The organism is Paenibacillus sp. FSL R5-0407 (assembly GCF_038009185.1).
Taxonomy (GTDB): Bacteria; Bacillota; Bacilli; order Paenibacillales; family Paenibacillaceae; genus Fontibacillus; species Fontibacillus vini.
Genome location: NZ_JBBPAX010000001.1, coordinates 1,824,585 through 1,842,613, shown reverse-complemented (window position 1 = coordinate 1,842,613; position 18,029 = coordinate 1,824,585). Strand labels below are relative to the sequence as shown.

General features: G+C 50.4%; 17 protein-coding genes and 1 other RNA gene. 14 read left to right on the top strand and 4 right to left on the bottom strand.

Going from position 1 to position 18,029, the window contains the following annotated elements:
* The first annotated feature begins 19 nt into the window (after nucleotides 1–19).
* Nucleotides 20–425: RNase P RNA component class A (gene rnpB / locus NYE70_RS08990), an RNA gene on the top strand.
* Nucleotides 426–551: 126 nt separating this feature from the next.
* On the opposite strand, the gene NYE70_RS08985 is transcribed toward rnpB, so the two are convergent.
* On the bottom strand, nucleotides 552–2,432 hold the full coding sequence (locus NYE70_RS08985) for a S8 family peptidase (protein WP_341045717.1): 1,881 nt from the start codon (nucleotides 2,430–2,432) through the stop codon (nucleotides 552–554).
* A gap of 257 nt (nucleotides 2,433–2,689) precedes the next feature.
* Here NYE70_RS08985 and NYE70_RS08980 point away from each other — a divergent pair, with 257 nt between their 5' ends.
* The 5 genes from NYE70_RS08980 to thiI all read left to right on the top strand — a co-directional run bounded on the left by NYE70_RS08980 (nucleotide 2,690) and on the right by thiI (nucleotide 6,845).
* Nucleotides 2,690–2,917 carry a DUF1540 domain-containing protein gene (locus NYE70_RS08980; protein ID WP_211019828.1) on the top strand — a complete coding sequence of 76 codons (228 nt, stop codon included), beginning with the start codon at nucleotides 2,690–2,692 and terminating at the stop codon, nucleotides 2,915–2,917.
* 29 nt (nucleotides 2,918–2,946) lie between these two features.
* On the top strand, nucleotides 2,947–3,342 hold the full coding sequence (locus NYE70_RS08975; RefSeq protein WP_341045716.1) for a hypothetical protein: 396 nt from the start codon (nucleotides 2,947–2,949) through the stop codon (nucleotides 3,340–3,342).
* Between the two features lie 163 nt (nucleotides 3,343–3,505).
* Nucleotides 3,506–4,237: a lytic transglycosylase domain-containing protein gene (locus tag NYE70_RS08970; protein ID WP_211019826.1), complete on the top strand. Its 732-nt coding sequence runs from the start codon at nucleotides 3,506–3,508 to the stop codon at nucleotides 4,235–4,237.
* Nucleotides 4,238–4,422: 185 nt separating this feature from the next.
* On the top strand, nucleotides 4,423–5,580 hold the full coding sequence (locus NYE70_RS08965) for a cysteine desulfurase family protein (protein WP_341045715.1): 1,158 nt from the start codon (nucleotides 4,423–4,425) through the stop codon (nucleotides 5,578–5,580).
* Between the two features lie 2 nt (nucleotides 5,581–5,582).
* On the top strand, nucleotides 5,583–6,845 hold the full coding sequence (gene thiI / locus NYE70_RS08960) for a tRNA uracil 4-sulfurtransferase ThiI (RefSeq protein ID WP_341045714.1): 1,263 nt from the start codon (nucleotides 5,583–5,585) through the stop codon (nucleotides 6,843–6,845).
* Between the two features lie 215 nt (nucleotides 6,846–7,060).
* On the opposite strand, the gene NYE70_RS08955 is transcribed toward thiI, so the two are convergent.
* Complete coding sequence (locus NYE70_RS08955; RefSeq protein WP_341045713.1) at nucleotides 7,061–7,768, bottom strand: TerC family protein; 708 nt, start codon at nucleotides 7,766–7,768, stop codon at nucleotides 7,061–7,063.
* Nucleotides 7,769–7,915: 147 nt separating this feature from the next.
* Between NYE70_RS08955 and NYE70_RS08950 the strand changes: the two genes are divergently transcribed.
* From NYE70_RS08950 to NYE70_RS08925, 6 genes are all read left to right on the top strand, one after another.
* On the top strand, nucleotides 7,916–8,572 hold the full coding sequence (locus tag NYE70_RS08950) for a TerC family protein (protein WP_211019822.1): 657 nt from the start codon (nucleotides 7,916–7,918) through the stop codon (nucleotides 8,570–8,572).
* A gap of 166 nt (nucleotides 8,573–8,738) precedes the next feature.
* Nucleotides 8,739–9,233 carry a hypothetical protein gene (locus NYE70_RS08945; protein ID WP_211019821.1) on the top strand — a complete coding sequence of 165 codons (495 nt, stop codon included), beginning with the start codon at nucleotides 8,739–8,741 and terminating at the stop codon, nucleotides 9,231–9,233.
* A gap of 159 nt (nucleotides 9,234–9,392) precedes the next feature.
* Nucleotides 9,393–11,234 carry a translational GTPase TypA gene (gene typA, locus NYE70_RS08940; RefSeq protein ID WP_341045712.1) on the top strand — a complete coding sequence of 614 codons (1,842 nt, stop codon included), beginning with the start codon at nucleotides 9,393–9,395 and terminating at the stop codon, nucleotides 11,232–11,234.
* 33 nt (nucleotides 11,235–11,267) lie between these two features.
* The gene (locus tag NYE70_RS08935; protein WP_211019819.1) at nucleotides 11,268–11,582 is read left to right on the top strand and encodes a YlaH-like family protein; all 315 of its coding nucleotides are present in this window, start codon (nucleotides 11,268–11,270) and stop codon (nucleotides 11,580–11,582) included.
* Nucleotides 11,583–11,673: 91 nt separating this feature from the next.
* Nucleotides 11,674–12,753, top strand: coding sequence for an LCP family protein (locus tag NYE70_RS08930; protein ID WP_341045710.1), 1,080 nt, complete (start codon nucleotides 11,674–11,676; stop codon nucleotides 12,751–12,753).
* A gap of 100 nt (nucleotides 12,754–12,853) precedes the next feature.
* On the top strand, nucleotides 12,854–13,306 hold the full coding sequence (locus NYE70_RS08925) for a pyridoxamine 5'-phosphate oxidase family protein (protein ID WP_341045709.1): 453 nt from the start codon (nucleotides 12,854–12,856) through the stop codon (nucleotides 13,304–13,306).
* A 45-nt stretch (nucleotides 13,307–13,351) separates the two neighbouring features.
* Here the strand turns inward: NYE70_RS08925 and NYE70_RS08920 are convergent, their stop codons facing one another.
* Nucleotides 13,352–14,026, bottom strand: a complete 675-nt coding sequence (locus NYE70_RS08920; protein ID WP_341045708.1) for a YhcN/YlaJ family sporulation lipoprotein — start codon at nucleotides 14,024–14,026, stop codon at nucleotides 13,352–13,354.
* 121 nt (nucleotides 14,027–14,147) lie between these two features.
* Between NYE70_RS08920 and NYE70_RS08915 the strand changes: the two genes are divergently transcribed.
* The gene (locus NYE70_RS08915; protein WP_341045707.1) at nucleotides 14,148–15,479 is read left to right on the top strand and encodes a PhoH family protein; all 1,332 of its coding nucleotides are present in this window, start codon (nucleotides 14,148–14,150) and stop codon (nucleotides 15,477–15,479) included.
* A 148-nt stretch (nucleotides 15,480–15,627) separates the two neighbouring features.
* Nucleotides 15,628–16,881 carry an ABC transporter substrate-binding protein gene (locus tag NYE70_RS08910; RefSeq protein WP_341045706.1) on the top strand — a complete coding sequence of 418 codons (1,254 nt, stop codon included), beginning with the start codon at nucleotides 15,628–15,630 and terminating at the stop codon, nucleotides 16,879–16,881.
* 11 nt (nucleotides 16,882–16,892) lie between these two features.
* Here NYE70_RS08910 and NYE70_RS08905 read toward each other — a convergent pair whose 3' ends face one another.
* The gene (locus NYE70_RS08905; protein WP_341045705.1) at nucleotides 16,893–18,002 is read right to left on the bottom strand and encodes a coiled-coil domain-containing protein; all 1,110 of its coding nucleotides are present in this window, start codon (nucleotides 18,000–18,002) and stop codon (nucleotides 16,893–16,895) included.
* Nucleotides 18,003–18,029 lie beyond the last annotated feature (27 nt).

The window sequence follows — 18,029 nt, the reverse complement described above, 5'->3', positions numbered from 1 at the left end:
CTATCAAGTGTTGCTTTCGAAAGTTTGACAGACAATCGCCGGCGGCTTAACGGCCGCGGGAGGAAAGTCCGGGCTCCATAGGGCAGGGTGCTGGATAACGTCCAGTCGGCGCGAGCTGAAGGATAGTGCCACAGAAATGGACCGCCGATGGCCGCTGCAAAGCGTGCACAGGCAAGGATGGAACCGAGGTGTAAGAGACCCCGAGGAACGCTGGTGACTTCGTTCCTGGTAAACCCCATCTGGAGCAAGACCTAATGGGACGCAGCTTCCCTGAGAAGCAGCCTTAGCCCGAGGCGCGTCCGGGTTGGTCGCTGGAGCCGCCCAGTAATGTGCGGCCTAGATAGATGATTGTCGCTCAAAGCGGGAGGGTAGTTCCCGTTATTACCGCAAAGAGTACAGAACCCGGCTTACGGCAAACTTTCTTAACTGCAACTCACATGCATCATGTATGAATGGGAAATTGGACTTTTATAGCGGAAAAATGCAAAAACGGTTGGATAGAGGATTTCCTCATCCAACCGTTTTTTTGTGCGAAGTCATAAAGTGTAGTCTTACATAGCGTCATTCAGGATTTTGTTCATTTTGCGCTGCATTGACTGCGGCCAGAACTGCAAGGGGGCCGAGTTACCCTGCGCCGACTCCAGCGCCGAAAAGACATCGATTTGGCCGTATCCGAAGTATTTGTCGTGACCGGGATCCCCCAGATCAATAACGTTCTTGCGGATGATGTCCATGACTTCCGTATTTTTTAATTTAGGGTTCACGGATCGTATCAAAGCGGCCAAGGCGGATACATGGGGGCTCGCCATGGAGGTGCCCGATAAAGCGGCGTACTGGTTGTCGGGATAGGTGCTCGCAATACTTTCGCCCGGCGCCATCACATCTACGTAATCGCCGTAGTTGGAGAATGATGCCCGCTGCAGGTGGTAATCCGTCGCGGAGACGGACAGCACCTCCGGATAGGCTGCCGGATAACCCGGACGCTCCGTGTTGTCGTTCCCGGTTGCCGCAATTAGGACCACGTCACGATCAAAGGCGTATTTGATCGCCTCATGCAGAAACTGGGCATCCGCATAATTTCCGAGGCTCATATTGATCACTTTGGCACCGTGATCGGTAGCCCAGATGATTCCCTGGGCCACGGAATAGGTCGTGCCGGATCCGGTTTTGTCCAGCGCTTTAACGGGCAGGATTTTGCCTCCCCACATCATTCCGGCAATTCCTTCGTTATTGTTCACATTGGCGGAGATGATACCGGCGACATGGGTGCCGTGACCAACGTCGTCAACGGGATCGTCGCCCGGTGAGACGACGTTGTATCCTTTCAGGAGCCGGCCTTGGAGATCGGGATGCTTCAGATCCACGCCCGTATCGACGACGCCTACGATAACATCGTTGCTGCCTTTGGACAACTTCCAGCCCCGGTTAGTCTCGATGATCGGCAGATTCCATTGGTATTCGGAGAACAGCAGATCATTCGGGATTTCCGGATTCTCATCGCCCAGACCGGTTACATTTTCATTGGTCATGTACAGATAGTGCGGTTCGACATGGTTCGGTTTCCAATGCTTTTTAAAATACGTTGTCAATTGCTTCATATCCATCGATTCCGAACGGAAAATATAAGTGTTGCCGATGTTTTGCGCCGGCTTGCAACGCAGATCGCGCTCGATCTTCTTCATATCTGCAGCGGAAGGCGCCTTCCCGAAAGTGACGACAATTTCGTTTTCGTAATAATGGCTCGCTTTTTCATTGTCATGGCCGGTTTTTACGGTAATATCCTGCAATGTGTCGGCATGGACGGATTCGATCTTATACTTTCCTTCTTTGGGATAAGGGATGAGGCGCAGATTTTTATGTTGGTGATCCTGTACCCGGCTTAAAATCCCCATATCCAGCACTGCGATCATTCCCTGTTGATTCTTGCCCTGAGCGGGTTCTGCAGCTACAACATATTTCGGATTGCCCTGCGGAAAACCAGGCGATTCATAAGAATTTCCTTTGCGGAGGGCATTCCGGGCGAAGCCCAAATAAGTGTCCAGCTGTTTTTGCTCCGCTGCTTCCAGCCGGAATTTTGCCGCTCGAAATTCCCGTTCCTGCTTCCCGGTGTACCAACGCAGGGAAGGAAATTGTTTATGATCCTTCTGTAAATCTCCGGCATCTGTCGGTAATTTCCCTGGCTGTGCAGCGGCGAATTTATCGGCAAGCAGGCGAAGATGCCTCTTGGCGTCCAGCCTGGCAAGGCGTTCCGTAGCGGTCATGTCGCGCTTCAGCATCATTTGTTTCAGCTTATGTTCCTCGGCCGGATTTTTAACGGTTTGGGTCTCGGCTTGCCGGTTAGCAGAAGGGGGTGACGAATCCGGAATCAAGTTGTAAAGAGCAACAGCGGCGACCCCCGCAAGGCCCAGCGCAGCCCATCTCTGCCATCTCATGTAGGTCCTCCTTTGCACAATATAAAGATAGACATAGAATGAGGTAAAACCGATGGTTTTATTCTTAAAGGACGCGCGGTGAATGCAGGTCAAGGGTAACGTTTTCCAGCGTTTTTTGCGATATGGGGATCGTCAAATGGACAAACTGAAGAAATGCCGCAAATGCCTGCACAGCATCTTTTTTGTATCGATTTAACAGCTGGCGCTCCGCATACCGGCACGGGCCTCCGGGGAAAATGAACGGTGAGGTGATCATAATGCCAAACGGCGAAAAACCGATAGTTAAATGCAGCGTATCGAATTGTACCTATTGGGGTGAAAAAAACCTCTGTCAGGCCGATCTGATCATGATCGATATCGATAAGCATGCAAACCAGAGCTATAACGCCGAATTTGCCGGTGAATCGTTTGATACTGAGCATCAGGACACTGCCGCTTCGTCTTCCGCAACTTGCTGTCATACGTTTAAGCCGAAATCGTCGTAACCCGGAAGCCAAATTCAGGAGGTGCTGTGATGACTGATCGTACAAAGGATAAACAAGACCATCCCGTTTCCTCGAAAAAACGTGTGGATTATCCTAGAAAGACCCATCAGGAGGAGTACGCGGCAGAGGTGGTGCCGATGAGCACCGTCGCCGACAGACGAAGCGAACGGCGCGATGCCGACAATTCCGTACGTGCAGAACGCTCTGAAAACGTCACGGCTACGGCAGGGAAAACCGTCGGCTATGTGGGCGTCGGTTTCGGGATAGCGTCGCTTTTCATGTGGTCCATCATCTTGGGACCTTTGGCGGCAGTGATGGGATTTTACGCCTACAGCCAAGGTAATAAAACTTCCGGTGCCTGGGCAATCGGCCTTGGAGTTGTTGCCACGCTGAGTTATTTCGTCCTTATACCCTTTACCCGCTAAACGGGAGCAGTTTGTAAAAAGGACCGACGCCAAAGGTGTCGGTCTTTTTTTACCTGGGGCGAGGCATTTTTACCTTTTGCGACAAATAGGTGGTCAAGCCTGCGATTCATGTGTAAAATATAGGGTATACCACCTTTTTAACGTGAAGAGGAGTCAAGCAAACATGCAAATCGATCCACGCACCATGACGCAGCTAATACAGTTACAGACCGTTAACGATATCGACCTCCAAGGGAATGCGGCAGCACGTACCAATGTCGATGGCGAAGGTTCCTTGTTTGATATATTGCTTCAAGAAATGATGATGGCGGAAGGCCGTACCGAGTCCAGTGATCTGGTGGGCAAGCTTCCGTTATCTGCGCTTACTTATGGTTCCGGTTATGAGGGATGGATCTCACAGGCTTTACCTGCCGAAGTCCTCGGTGGGCAAGCCGTGGAGGCGTCGGCTTATCGGCCTTCAGCCTCGATTGGCCAGGAACGCGGGGAATTGGATGAACTGATCACCCAAGCCAGCCGCAATTACGGTGTGTCCGAAAGTCTGATCAAAGCCGTCATCGAGACGGAATCCTCGTTTAACCCAGGGGCCGTATCATCGGCGGGAGCCAAAGGATTGATGCAGCTTATGGACGGAACGGCCAACGGGCTCGGCGTGAGCAATCCGTTTGACCCTGGCCAGAACATCGACGGCGGGACCCGTTACTTGTCTTATCAGCTCAAGCGGTTTGGCGGCAATGAGAACACAGCTCTTGCAGCTTATAATGCCGGACCGGGCAGGCTGCAAAAGCTGGGGATTTCCAACGATCAGGAACTGATGGATAAGCTGCACTTGCTTCCCCGGGAGACGCAGAATTATATCGCCAAAATTGCGGCTGCACGCTCCAAGTATGAAATTTAACGCATGCCATGCAGTTTGACGGCAAAACGGTAATGAATGGATTGTACTGAATCCGCTAAGTTAAGGGGTTCATCTAGGGAAAGATCAAATGGGAAAACGCTCCGGCTGCCGGATTTTCGCGTTTTTTCTTTTGATCTTTTTTTGAAGTCTATATTTGATTTGGATTGGTTCAGGAGGAAATAAAGATGAGATATTTTGATCATGCGGCCACCACGCCTCCATATGACGAAGTGACCCGGACCATCGCTGAAGTGATGGCTCTGCATTATGGGAATCCGTCATCTCTGCACCGGCTTGGAGAAGAAAGCGGCAAGCTGCTGCGCAGGGCGCGGGAAGTATGTGCCGGAGCGCTGGGAGTTATGCCCGGCGAAATTGTATTTACTTCAGGAGCCACGGAAAGCAACAATATGGCTATTAAGGGCGCGGCGCTTCAGTATGTCAACCGGGGCAAGCACCTGATCACTACAGTCACGGAACATCCGTCCGTATATGAGTGCTGCAGGCAGCTTGAGCAGTGGGGCTGGGAAGTAACGTTTTTACCGGTGAATAAAGAGGGCAGGGTATCCGTAGAGCAAGTTGACGAGGCTATCCGGAAGGATACGGTCCTGGTGTCCGTGATGCATGTCAATAATGAAACAGGAAGCGTTCAGCCTGTAGCAGAAATAGGAAGCCTGCTGAAAGAGAAATATCCGCGTGTGCTTTTTCATGTGGATGGAGTTCAGGGGTTTGGAAAAATAGAGCTGCCGATCAAGGATAGCGGAATTGATTTATACAGCTTGTCCGCGCATAAACTAAGGGGACCGAAAGGGATCGGCCTGTTGTATGTGCGCGATGGAGTCGCCTTACAGCCCCTGCTTGCAGGTGGAGGCCAGGAGGAAGGGCGGCGGCCGGGAACGGAGAACATCCCGTATGCCGTTGGCATGTCCAAGGCGATCCGGCTGGCCAAGGAAGGGGCCACCGAGCGGGCAGTTCACCTTAGATCGCTTAAAGATAAACTGATTCGCGGCATAGCTACTCTTCCGGAGCTGGAGTTGAATTCTGCGTTGGAGGAGACTCATGGCGCACCGCATATCGTTCATTTCTCTTATCCCGGAATGAAGTCCGAAGCTTTCTTGCACATGTTGGAGGAAGAAGGGTTCCTGGTATCGACCCGGTCGGCCTGCTCTTCCAAACGGGCCGAGCCAAGCCGGATTTTGGTTGCAATGGGTAAAAGTCCAGAGGCCGCCGCAGCGGGCATTCGAATCAGTCTGGGTGAGGAGCATACGGGCAAGGATATTGCGGATCTGCTGGAGGCGCTCAATAAATGTGTACGGCGTGTAAGGAATTTAAAGGGAGAGAGATGACCATGACATCATATGATATGCTGCTGCTTCGTTTTGGAGAAATTACAATCAAGGGAAAAAATAGGTCCCGGTTCGAAAAGGCCGCGCTGGCCCACGTGAAATCGCTGCTTAAGCCGTATCCTGCAACGAAGGTAATCCGGGAATACGGGCGGATTTATGTCGAACTCCATGGGGAACCGGCGAGAGAGGTCAGCGAATCCCTTAAACATGTATTCGGCATAACTTCGATCAGCCCGGTCAAAGTCTCTCCTTCCAGACTGGAGGACATCATTAGCGCGGCAAAAGAATTCGTGGGAAGCGTACCTGTCGACCGGCATATTCCTTTTAAAGTGAACGCCCGTAGAGTATGGAAGGAGTTCCCCCACGGCTCGCAGGAAATGAACCGGCTCGTAGGGGGACCGATCCTGCAGGCTGCCCCCGGCTTGAAAGTGGATGTCCATCATCCCGAGCTCGAGCTGCGCGTGGAGATCCGGGAGCAAGGCACTTATCTTTATTCCGAGGTTATCCCGGCCGCAGGTGGATTTCCGCTAGGTACAAACGGGAAGGCGATGCTGCTGCTCTCCGGCGGTATTGATAGCCCTGTGGCAGGCTGGTCCGCGATGAGACGCGGACTCGAGATCGAATGCGTTCATTTCCACAGCTATCCGTTTACGAGCAAGAAGGCGGAGGAAAAAGTGATCGAACTGGCGAAAGTGTTGTCCCGCTATGCCGGGCAAGTTAAGCTTCATCTGGTTCCTTTTACGGAGATCCAAACTTCGCTTGCCGGTACCGGACAGGATAATTTGATCATTACGCTAATGCGCAGGTCGATGCTGAGAATCGCTTCCTTGCTGGCCGAAAAAAACGGGGCGCTGGCACTTGTCACCGGAGACAGCCTCGGCCAGGTGGCCAGCCAGACTTTGCCGAGTATGAATGTGATCGGCCGGGCTACCGAGCTGCCGCTGCTGCGGCCGCTTGTCATGAGCGATAAAGATGAAATCATTAGTCTGGCCAAGAAAATAGGCACCTTTGATTTGTCCATTCTGCCATATGAGGACTGCTGCACATTGTTCGTGCCGAAATCGCCGACAACGAATCCGAATCTGCGGATTATCGAGAAGATTGAAGCGGGCTTGAACGGTCTTGCCGAACAAATCGAAACTGCCGTACGGGATACGGAAACCGTGATCATCAAGCCGCATGAGGAAGTTGTTAGATCTTCTCCTGATGATATCAGCAGCGGGAATATGGCGGGAGCAGGGACTATCGACAACAATTGGTTTTAAATGCTCCGGTTTTACGCTGCCCTCTCCATTGTTCGTCGCTCTTTCTCTTGACTTTTGTCATCGGACGCGCAGCACCAAAACTTCAGTTATCCCAAAACCTACGCATCAATTTGACGCAAAGCTTAGCTGAATTCATCGCCTAAGAAATAAAACAAATCGCTCCCGCTGGCCTCAGGCCGGTCCGGGAGCGATTTGTTTTATCTTGGCACCGATGTTTAACGGGTAGCCGGATGGGACCGGCGTTTTTCCTCTTCCTTCTCGCGGTGCTTTTGTTTCGTTCTATAACCGGCAAATAGCACACCGGCCATAACGAGCGCGATAAACAGGTACCGCAGAATAGGGTTGTCCTCAAAAAAGCCAATGAAATGCGGTTCTTCGGTAATCATATGAGCTGCGGTGTAGGCCAGCACGGCCGCCCCGACATAGGCGATCCAGGGAAACATTCCGAGCAGCTTAATAAATAAGGTGCTTCCCCACACGACGATCGGCACACTGATCAGCAGTCCGATGATTACAAGAATTGTATGTTGTCCCGATGCGCCGGCTACAGCGATTACGTTATCCAGCCCCATCGCGGCATCCGCAATGACAATAGTTCGTACCGCAGGCCAAAGCGAATCTTTGGCTTCGACGGAATCGTGATCACCTTCATCGGCAAGCACTTTATAAGCGATAAAGATGAGCATGAGTCCGCCAACCGCAAGCAGCCAAGGAATTCCCAACAGCCAGACGACCACAAGCGTGGCGGCGATGCGAAGCAGAATAGCGCCGGCCGTACCGTAAAGGATCGCCTTCTTCTGAACTGTCTTGGGAAGCTTTCTAGCCGCCATTCCGATGACAATTGCGTTATCTCCAGCCAAAATCAAATCGATAAAAATGATATTGATCAGAGAGAAAAAAAATGTTGCACTGAAAAATTCCACTTATGTCACTTCCTCTTCAGACGTATATACGTATTAATTAACCAAATGGATTCATTTGTCCAGATTATTTTTACAAAAGGATAAAGACATAGCTTGCCCACTTACCTCATAAAAATGATAAGAGGTTGTTCAAAAAGGGGGATAAGCGTGGATCAGCTGATACTGCTTTCAGAAATTCTGATCATAAATTTAGTGCTCAGCGGCGACAACGCTCTTGTTATTGCGATGGCAAGCAAGGAACTGCCGCTCCAGCAGCGCAAACGGGCCGTATGGTGGGGGGCACTGGGAGCGGTATTGCTTCGTTGTCTCTTGTCATGGATTGCTGTGGTTCTGCTGCAAATTCCGTTTATTCAGGCAGCCGGCGGACTATTGCTTGCAGGCATTGCCTTTAAGCTTCTATTACCTCACGACGAGACTACGCGAGTTCGTGAAGCGGGTACGATGTGGCGTGCGATCCGAACCATTCTCGCGGCGGATTTTATTATGAGTCTCGATAATGTGCTTGCGATTGCGGCACTGGCCGACGGGGATCTCGCCATCCTCGTTATCGGGATTGCGATCAGCATCCCGATTGTGGTCTGGGGCAGTAATCTGATTGCGGACTGGCTGCAGCGCCTGCCAATACTGACTTATGCCGGCGCCGGAATTCTTGGCTATACGGCAGGAGATATGCTGCTGCATGATCCCAAGCTTGGGGGGCTGCTTGAGACGACGCTGCCGGCACTTGCGAACATGCTGCCGGTTGCACTGGCCGCGCTCGTTATTATGTTCGGCTGGGTGAAAAAATATCAGGCCGGTCGCTGAACTCCAGCCGGAATCAATTTGCGGACCGAGGCATGAAAAAATCACTCTCTTGATCCGGGAGAGAGTGGTTTTTTATGCTGTTTTCATTTAAACTGAAATCATAAAGGGAATGTCGTAATTTGCCGCGGCATGTCCCTCATTGTCTAACCGGAAGGTGTGTGATGGGATGTCCGATAACAACAAGCTAATGACCGGAATTTTGATTCTGGCTGCCGGGATCATCATCCTGCTTGGAAAACTCGGGGTATTCAGTTTTCTTGGAAAGGCGCTTTGGCCGCTACTGTTGCTGATACCGGGCATTGTATTTCACCTGTGGCATTTTTGGAGAAAAGGGCCGTCCGAGCTGCTTCTGCCCGGCGGGATTCTGACCGTTTACGGTGTTCTGTTTATTATTGCGAACATTTGGGGATGGACCACCCTCAAGTACAGCTGGCCCGGATTTATCCTCGGAATCGCTGTCGGACTGTACGAGTATGAATTTTTCTCCTCCGTCCGCCAAAACGGGGTTATGATTGCGGCCGTTATTGTGGGAGCCGTGTCCGTCATATTGTTCGGCATCACCTTATTTTCGCTGGCGCTGATCTATTTGGTTGCCATTGCGCTGATAATAGGAGGCATCTGGTTGATTGCCGCGCGGGGAAAAACCCGGCGAAGCTGGTGATGTATGGAAAGTTCTTGAATTTCTCTAAAATTTGCGTATAATATAAGGGATATGTCCAAGCGTCGGGATATGAGAACTCCGACGCTTGTTTTGTGGTGATTCAGCTGTCTTAGCTTTATAGAATAAGCAAACAGAGACGAAAGGATATGGAGAAAACCCATGCATGAAAGAAATCAAATCCGCAACATTGCGATTATTGCTCACGTAGACCACGGCAAAACGACGCTTGTCGACAAACTGCTTCAACAGTCCGGTATTTACCGGGAACATGAATCCGTCCAGGAACGCGCGATGGATTCCAATGATCTGGAACGCGAACGCGGAATTACCATTCTGGCCAAAAATACCGCGATCACTTATAAAGATTATTTGATTAACATTGTGGATACTCCGGGACACGCCGACTTTGGCGGCGAAGTGGAACGGATTATGAAGATGGTAGACGGCGTGTTGTTGGTCGTTGATGCTTACGAAGGCTGCATGCCGCAGACCAAATTCGTACTTCGTAAAGCGCTTGAACATCAGTTGACCCCGATTGTCGTCGTTAATAAGATTGACCGCCCTGCAGCCCGCCCTGCGGAAGTAATTGATGAAGTACTCGATCTGTTCATCGAGCTTGAAGCGAACGATGAACAGCTTGAATTCCCCGTTGTATATGCATCCGCTTTGAACGGAACCTCCAGTTTGAACCCTGAAAAACAGGATGAGAACATGCTGGCTCTTTACGAAACGATCATCGACCATATCCCGGCTCCTACGGAGAACGTGGAAGAACCGCTCCAATTTCTCGTCACTTTGATGGACTATAATGAATATCTGGGCCGAATTGCGATTGGCCGTGTCAATCGTGGCGTGATTCGCCAAGGTCAACCCGTTGCGGTTATGACGCGCGACGGCGGTAAGAAATCAGCCCGCATCGAGAAGCTGTTCGGCTTCCAAGGGCTGAAACGCGTTGAAATTGAAGAAGCCGGAGCCGGCGATATCGTGGCGATCGCAGGGATTAAAGATATCAATATCGGAGAGACCATTGCCGATCCGAATCAACCGGAAGCTTTGCCTGTTCTGAAAATCGACGAACCGACGCTGCAAATGACCTTCCTGGTTAATAACAGTCCGTTTGCCGGACGCGAAGGAAAATGGGTAACCTCCCGTAAACTTCGCGAGCGGTTGCTTAAAGAACTGGAAACCGACGTTTCTTTGCGCGTCGACGAAACCGATAGCCCGGATGCGTTTATCGTTTCGGGACGCGGTGAGCTGCATCTCGGTATCCTGATCGAGAATATGCGCCGCGAAGGTTATGAGCTCCAAGTGTCGAAGCCGGAAGTTATTGTCAAAGAAATTGACGGCATGAAGATGGAGCCGGTGGAACGGTTGCTGATCGATGTGCCTGAAGAGAGCATGGGCTCCGTAATGGAAAGCCTTGGCTCGCGTAAAGCGGAAATGGTCAATATGATCAACAATGGTAACGGACAGGTACGTCTGGAATTCCTGATTCCGGCTCGCGGTCTGATCGGTTACAGCACTCACTTCCTGACATTGACTCGCGGCTACGGCGTTATGAACCATGCGTTCGATAGCTATGGACCGCTTATTGGCGGCCAGGTCGGCGGACGTCATGAGGGCGTGCTTGTTTCGAGCGAAAACGGCGTTTCCACCCTGTACGGAATTTTGTCCATCGAAGATCGCGGTATCCTGTTCTTGGAGCCAGGAGCTGAGATCTATGAGGGAATGATCGTCGGAGAGCATACTCGCGACAACGATATCGTCGTCAATATCTGCAAAGAAAAGCAATTGACGAACGTGCGCTCGGCGACCAAAGACGATACGGTTAAGATGAAAACGCCTCGGCTCTTCTCGCTGGAGCAGGCGCTTGAATATTTGAATGATGACGAGTATTGCGAAATTACTCCGAAATCGGTTCGTCTGCGTAAGAAGATCTTGAACAAGAGCGAACGCGAACGTGCCGAAAAACATCGCAAAAATGCGGAAGCCAATCTATAATAATTACTAACGATATTGAAGGAGGGACCCGTCTTGCAGGCTTGGTTTGCGCAAAATCCGGTAATATCCTACATTCTAATTTATGTGCTTGTGATTTTCGTGTACAACAAAGTGTTCCGTACCCAACAGAAGCTCCCGCTTCTGAAGGAGATTATCCTGTACCTGCTTATGGCGATCGGTTCTTTCCTTCTGCTTATTTTTCAGATCGATAAGCTGCCGATTATTCAATGTCTTCTCGTAGCCGTGGTTTTGATGCTGATGGTGCGAATCCGTTATTTTGTAGAAGGACGTCGGAGCCGGAAGGACAAGTCCGCTTCCGAGCCGTCCGCCGTGAATAAGCAGGACTAGTTCTGCTGTCCATGGAGGCTGTAACTAATCGCGGTCTCTATTCGTTATTATTCATGCGGCTTAATACAGACGAAATTAGGTGTTAGATTTCATGAGTTCTAATCGCAGCGGTTTGCCTCCTCGGGGGCAGAACCAAAGAGTAACTTCCAAAGGCAAGAGTCCGAAGAAAAGAAAAAAATCCGGCGGAAAAACCTTTCTGAAGGTTCTGTTGAGCATTATGATTTTAGCGGTTGTCGGCGTTGGTGCCTATATAGGTTTCCTTTGGCTGACAGTCGATAAGGTAATTGACGATACCGGGACTTCAGCTAATGTGGCTCCCGAGAAATCGGCTAAGGTAAAGCCGCTCACCATGCTGCTGCTTGGAACGGATTATCGGCCGAAAACAGGAACCCATCTGAGCGACGTGATGATGGTAATCTCCATGAATCCTGATACAAAATCGGCTACCGTCGTTTCCTTACCTCGGGATACCCGATTTGAAATGGACGGCTACAAGACGAACAAGCTGAATGCCTTTTATCCGAATTTCCTGGCAGCCGAGAAGAAATCGGGCATCTCCGCCGAACAGGAAATGAAAACGATGATGGGCAAATATTTCGGCTTGACCATCGATTATGTAACGGTTCTGAATTTTCAGGGTTTCCGCGACATCGTTGACTCGCTTGGCGGCGTCGACGTGAACGTAGATGCTAACATGTGCTACCGGGACAGCGCTGATGGAACCGATATTAACTTGAAGGCGGGGCCGCAGCATCTGAACGGCGAGGATGCGCTCGGATTTGTCCGTTACCGGAAGTCGAATTGCAGTCCCAAGACAAAGGCATCGGACGACTTTGACCGTAACCGCCGGCAGAACGAAGTACTGCACGCTCTGATCGATCAGGCGAAATCCTTAAACGGGGTACTTGGCGCAGGCAAGGTCATCGAATCGGTCGGCAAAAATATGGAGACCGATCTGGAATCCAAGCAGATGAAAAATATGATCTCTACTTATTGGAACATTTCCAAGGAAAATGTCGATTTCGTGCCGGTAACCGGACAATGGAAGAGCCCTTATGTTTATGTGAATGACGACGAGCTTGAACAGGCCAAGCAGGCGCTGAAGAATGAGCTTGCCGGGACGAAAACGCCGCCGTCGTCCGGGGAATCCGACGAACAAGCAGGCAATTGACGATTGAATGCAAGTTTTTGGCCATGGTATAATACAATTAGTTATACGGTTTTAATGATGAAGAATCCAATGACGATTTGTACTACAGGAGGGCTGGCATATGTCCGAACTCGTAACCCAATTGTCTGAACCGTTATACGCTGCATTCCAGTCCGAAACTTTTGTTTTGCTGAGTACGGTTGACGAAGAATCCGGGGGACCGACTTCCAGTGCAATTTCATGGATTTACGCCCTGGATCATTCCACGCTGCGTTTTACGCTGGATCACCGGTCAAGATTGGTCCGAAACATCAAGGCCCATCCGAGAATTACGGTTACCGTGTTTGGCGATGAGACGATTTATGCGATTAACGGTAAAGCAGAGGTTGTCCAAGACCCGCTTGATGGGGTTCCATTCAAAATGTGCTGCTTCGACATGAAGATTGACGCGGTCCGCAATGCGCTGTTCTATGGAGCGCAGCTTGCCTCCGCGCCGTCCTATGCCAAAGTGTATGATCACCGTGCGGCGGAACTCTTGGACAACCAAGTGTTTGCTGCCATGAAAAAAGCCTAGCGAATTTTTCGCTGGGCTTTTTCTTTTGGGACATCCCATTTCCGGTTATCTGCCTGGGGCCATTTGCATCTCTTTGGTTCCGTGGTTTTTGGTACGGTTGACGTCTTGCTTGCCGCCGGTTCTATCATGGATGGTTCCATTGCTGCGGATTCCGTCGTTGACATTGCCGGTCCCGTTATTCTGAACCTTAGGTACATTGTCTCTCGGAGTGGTATCACCCGGCATCTGCGGCACGATTCGACCGATAATGTCGGCCAACTCGGTTGCAAACCCGCCGATCGGATTTCCGTTCGCAATTTTATCGCCGATTTCGGCGATCCGCTGGTTTAGATCGATATCGGCGGTCACGATAGCGCCAGCGCCTTGGGGATCCTTGCGGAGCGCCTCGGCTACCGTATATTTGATGTTTCCTACCCGGGCCCGTTCCAGTTTTGAATCGACATCGATGCCAACCACCGCAGTTTTACCCATGACGACGCAATGAGCGCCTTTTACGCCAGGTACCCTTTTTACCAGTTCCTCCAAATGGTTTTGTCGTTCTGTCGCCGACAACGCTCTGGTACCTGTACCATCTGTCATATTCCTGTTCCCGTCGTTTGTACTTTGAGCACGGGGACCGTTGTTAGTTTGATTCTGAGGAGAGGGTGATGCCTTTTTAGTTGCCGTACCGCAGCTTGTAAGCAGAAAAATCGTCAATAACAAACACAGCCATATTCGCATGAACTGCTACCGTCCTTTCAGTAGGGATCTTGTAGTAAACTATACTTTTTAACATTTCCCGGACGGGAGAAAGTATGTATGCGAATTAGAGGCTGCAAGATGTTCGGTGGAGGGGATATTCGTGAAAAAGATCTTTGTGCTCGATACCAATGTTTTGCTGCATGATCCGAATGCAATATTTGCTTTTGACGAGCATGAGGTAGTCATACCGGCGGTAGTCCTGGAAGAAATCGACTCCAAGAAGCGGAATGCGGAAGAAATTGGCCGCAATGCGCGCAGGGTATCCCGGCTTCTGGATGGACTTCGTGAAATCGGTCATTTGCATGACGGAGTTCTGCTGGAAAGCGGGGGGAGGCTGAAGGTGGAGCTGAACCACCGCAGTTTTCTCAAGGTACAGGAGATGTTCGGCGAGATTACGAACGATAACCGGATATTGGCCGTGGCGCTCAACTATCATCTGGAACAGCAGGATAATAATGAGCCGCGTTCTGTCGTTCTGGTCAGCAAGGATGTGCTTGTCCGGATCAAAGCCGATGTTCTGGGTTTGAACGCCCAGGATTATTTGTCCGACCGCACAGCGGGCCCGTCGGATTTATACTCCGGATACTCTACCCTTAAAGTGCATCCTTCCGTTATCGATGAATTTTATTCATACCGTTATTTACCAATCAAACCGCTGGGACTGTCCTATAATCTCTATCCGCATGAGTTTGTTATTTTAAAAGATGAAATGGGCACCGGAAAATCGGCGCTACTGCGTGTTAATTGGGATGCTTCCAAACTTGAGCCGTTATATTTAAGCAATGATCCCGTTTGGGGGATCAGCGCCCGCAATGCCCAGCAGAGGATGGCGCTGGAATTGCTGTTGAACGATGAGATTCCGCTCGTAACCATAACAGGCAAAGCGGGGACCGGGAAAACATTGTTGGCGCTGGCCGCCGGTTTATTGAAAGTGGAAGATGACCATAAATATAAAAAGCTTCTGATCGCACGCCCGGTCGTTCCGATGGGCAAGGACATCGGTTATTTGCCGGGTGAGAAGGATGAAAAGCTCCGCCCCTGGATGCAGCCGATCTATGATAATCTCGAGTATTTATTCGATACGAAGAAGTCCGGCGATATCGAGAAAATTTTGATGGGGCTGGGCAGCATACAGGTAGAGGCGCTGACGTACATCCGCGGGCGCTCGATTCCAGGGCAGTTCATTATTGTGGACGAAGCGCAAAATTTGACCCGGCATGAAGTGAAAACGATCGTCTCCCGGGTTGGTGAGGGAAGTAAGATTATTTTAATGGGAGACCCTGAGCAAATCGATCATCCTTATCTCGACTCGGCCAGCAATGGCTTGACCTACCTGGTGGAAAGGTTTAAGGAACAGGGAATCAGCGGCCACATTACTTTGGAAAAGGGGGAGCGTTCCAAGCTGGCCCAACTGGCTGCGGACCTGCTCTAGCCCATGGATATAAGAGACCGTTGTTACAATGCCGAAGCTAAAGCTTCGGCATTTTTTGCCGTGACGTCATTTTTGTAATGATTTGTAAGGACAATCTCCGAGCAGATTTGTTACAATAGGGGGTAACAAGCGGAGAGGAAGAACCGGTGTGAAGCGAAAAAACCATTGGGTGCTTTTTGCCATCCTTTTACTCGCCTTGATCAATTTGTCGCCAAGCGAAACATCGACCCTGATGAGATCCGAGGACCAAGGAGAAACGGAGCCGATAACGCCGCAAAGCCTGGAAACGGAGAAAGACCCAGGCTCTATTTCGGTTGCGGTTCAATTAAATGAATCCGATTTTCTGCGTCTACAACAGCTGAATCAGCAGGTGGTGGATGAATATCATATTGAAGTTGAGCTGAGAAATCTTCCGGCCGGGAAGGATTATTCGGCTATTCGGCAGGAATTGGAACTGGGGGATTCTCCGGATGTTCTCCTGCTGAACAATACATGGATCCGGAGATTTGCTTCCGGCGGCTATTTGCTTCCGACCGAAAGTTATTATTCGGGTTCTTTGACCGGCGAAGTGTTAAGCGCTTCCTTAACGCAAAATGAGTGGAATGGCTATGTGTGGGCGGTTCCGATGGATGCCGATCCTTATGTATGGGTTTATCATCCCGGTAAGCTAAAAGAGGCCGGGCTGGAATTTCCCGCATCGGGGAGCGATTGGGGAGCGCTGCTAAACGCTTATAAGAAACATCCTTCATCCCCTTATTTGTTCGCATTGGATTTTAACGACCCTTATGCTGTTATGTCGTTCATGTGGCAACTGACGGGACAACGCGGTTCAACGGATGAGACGTCCTTGTTCAAGCCCACCGAAGAGTTGGAAGCGGTAGTTCAGCAACTGGATACGATGAAGCCTTTCATGACAACTCTAGGAGCACCGGGGGAAGAAGAAACGTGGAATAAACTGTTCAACGGAGAAGCGGCCTTTGCCTTGGTAAGGTGGAGCGATGCTAAGCGGCACCAGCATCCAAATCTCAAAATCGTCTACCCGGATCAGGAATCACCTGCAGGTGGAGCATGGGTAGGAGGAAGAAGTTACGCCGTCTCGGCGCGATCGGCTAATAAAGAAGCGGCCGGTCTGTGGATCACGGCAATGACAACCCAGCTTCAGCAGCGTCAGTGGTTTGACTTAACGGGATATTTGCCAGTGTTAAAAACGCTGTACTACCAAGCGTCCCGTAATGGACTTCCTACTTGGATCCCGGCCTCATTTGTAAATGGAAAAGGAACTCCGCTGCCCGTGGGGCCCGGAATTCCCTTACTAATGGAGAAATATGGCGCATTGTCCTCGTCTTTTTTATACGGGGAGCTCAGTTATAAATCCTATTTAAGTGAATTAGAGTCCTTATAAGTTCATTATTCTCATAAAATAATTTTTAGTTTCACGATCAGGGTTCCCTCTCGGATGTCCGCTTCGGTGGCTTCGACGAAGGGAACTATTTTTTTGGGATAAAATCCGAGATCGAAATCTTCCTCAAGCTCTGCTCTTGTTGTATCCGGAAGTTCCAGACCGTTAAACAGCAGCCGGTCCACATGGAAAATGATACAATTTTGCGGTTCGTTTTCAACGGTATAATGGCCCTCCACCACTAAATCCAGACCTTCCCTCCGACCTTGTGCAATAATACGCCCGTCTTCAAAGACAAAGGACATGTTCTTTAACAGGTCGTTTTTGGAGCGGAGAAAATCGTTCAAGTCCGCTTCCTTGACCGTCAGCGTATAGCCGTTCTTACCGGAAGAGAGACTGTCTTTATGGTCTTTTAAAAAGTCGGGAAAATCGGACATCGCCGTCGCCAGCGCCCGGAAATGGCGGCGGATTTCATACAGTCCGACATTTTCCCAGTAGGTGGTCAGCTCTTGGATCATTGCTTTCATTTTCTCGGGATCGCTACTTGCGCTTAGCGAACCGTCCAAGCTTTCTTGCAAAAGGGCGACGCGGTCCCGCTGCTGGAGCAAGGCGGTCTTCATTTGATCAAGGTCGGTCGACAATTGATCCAGCTTGCGTTTCGTTTTTGCCAAACCCGCATATTCCTTTTTGTAGGCATCCATAATATATCGGTCTCGCTCAACGATCAATTGATAATAGTCCAGCATCGTAAAAAAGTCCTTCAGGCTGTCCGCGGACAACAGTGCCGATAGCAGGGTTTCCCGCTCCCCCATATAGTAAGCGGCAATTCGCTTGCCGGCTTGATCCCGGCTTCCGCGGATTTGCTCGTTCTTGTCCGCAAGCTGCAGCTCAAGCTGCTGAATCGATTGCTCGGTTTCCTTCTGCTGCTTCTCGATCCGGACAATTTCCCGGTCGATCTCCACAATCGACAAGCTTTTCTCCAGAACCTTCAACTCCTCGTCCGACATCGGGGCAGCCGTAGTTTGCATCGGCAGCAAGAGGGTGACGGTAAGAGATATCGAGAGGAACAAAGAAGAGATTCTTCTGTTAATTATTTCATCCACTCTCCCCCAATTGGATTCCATCCATATATATGATACCAGTAAACCAAA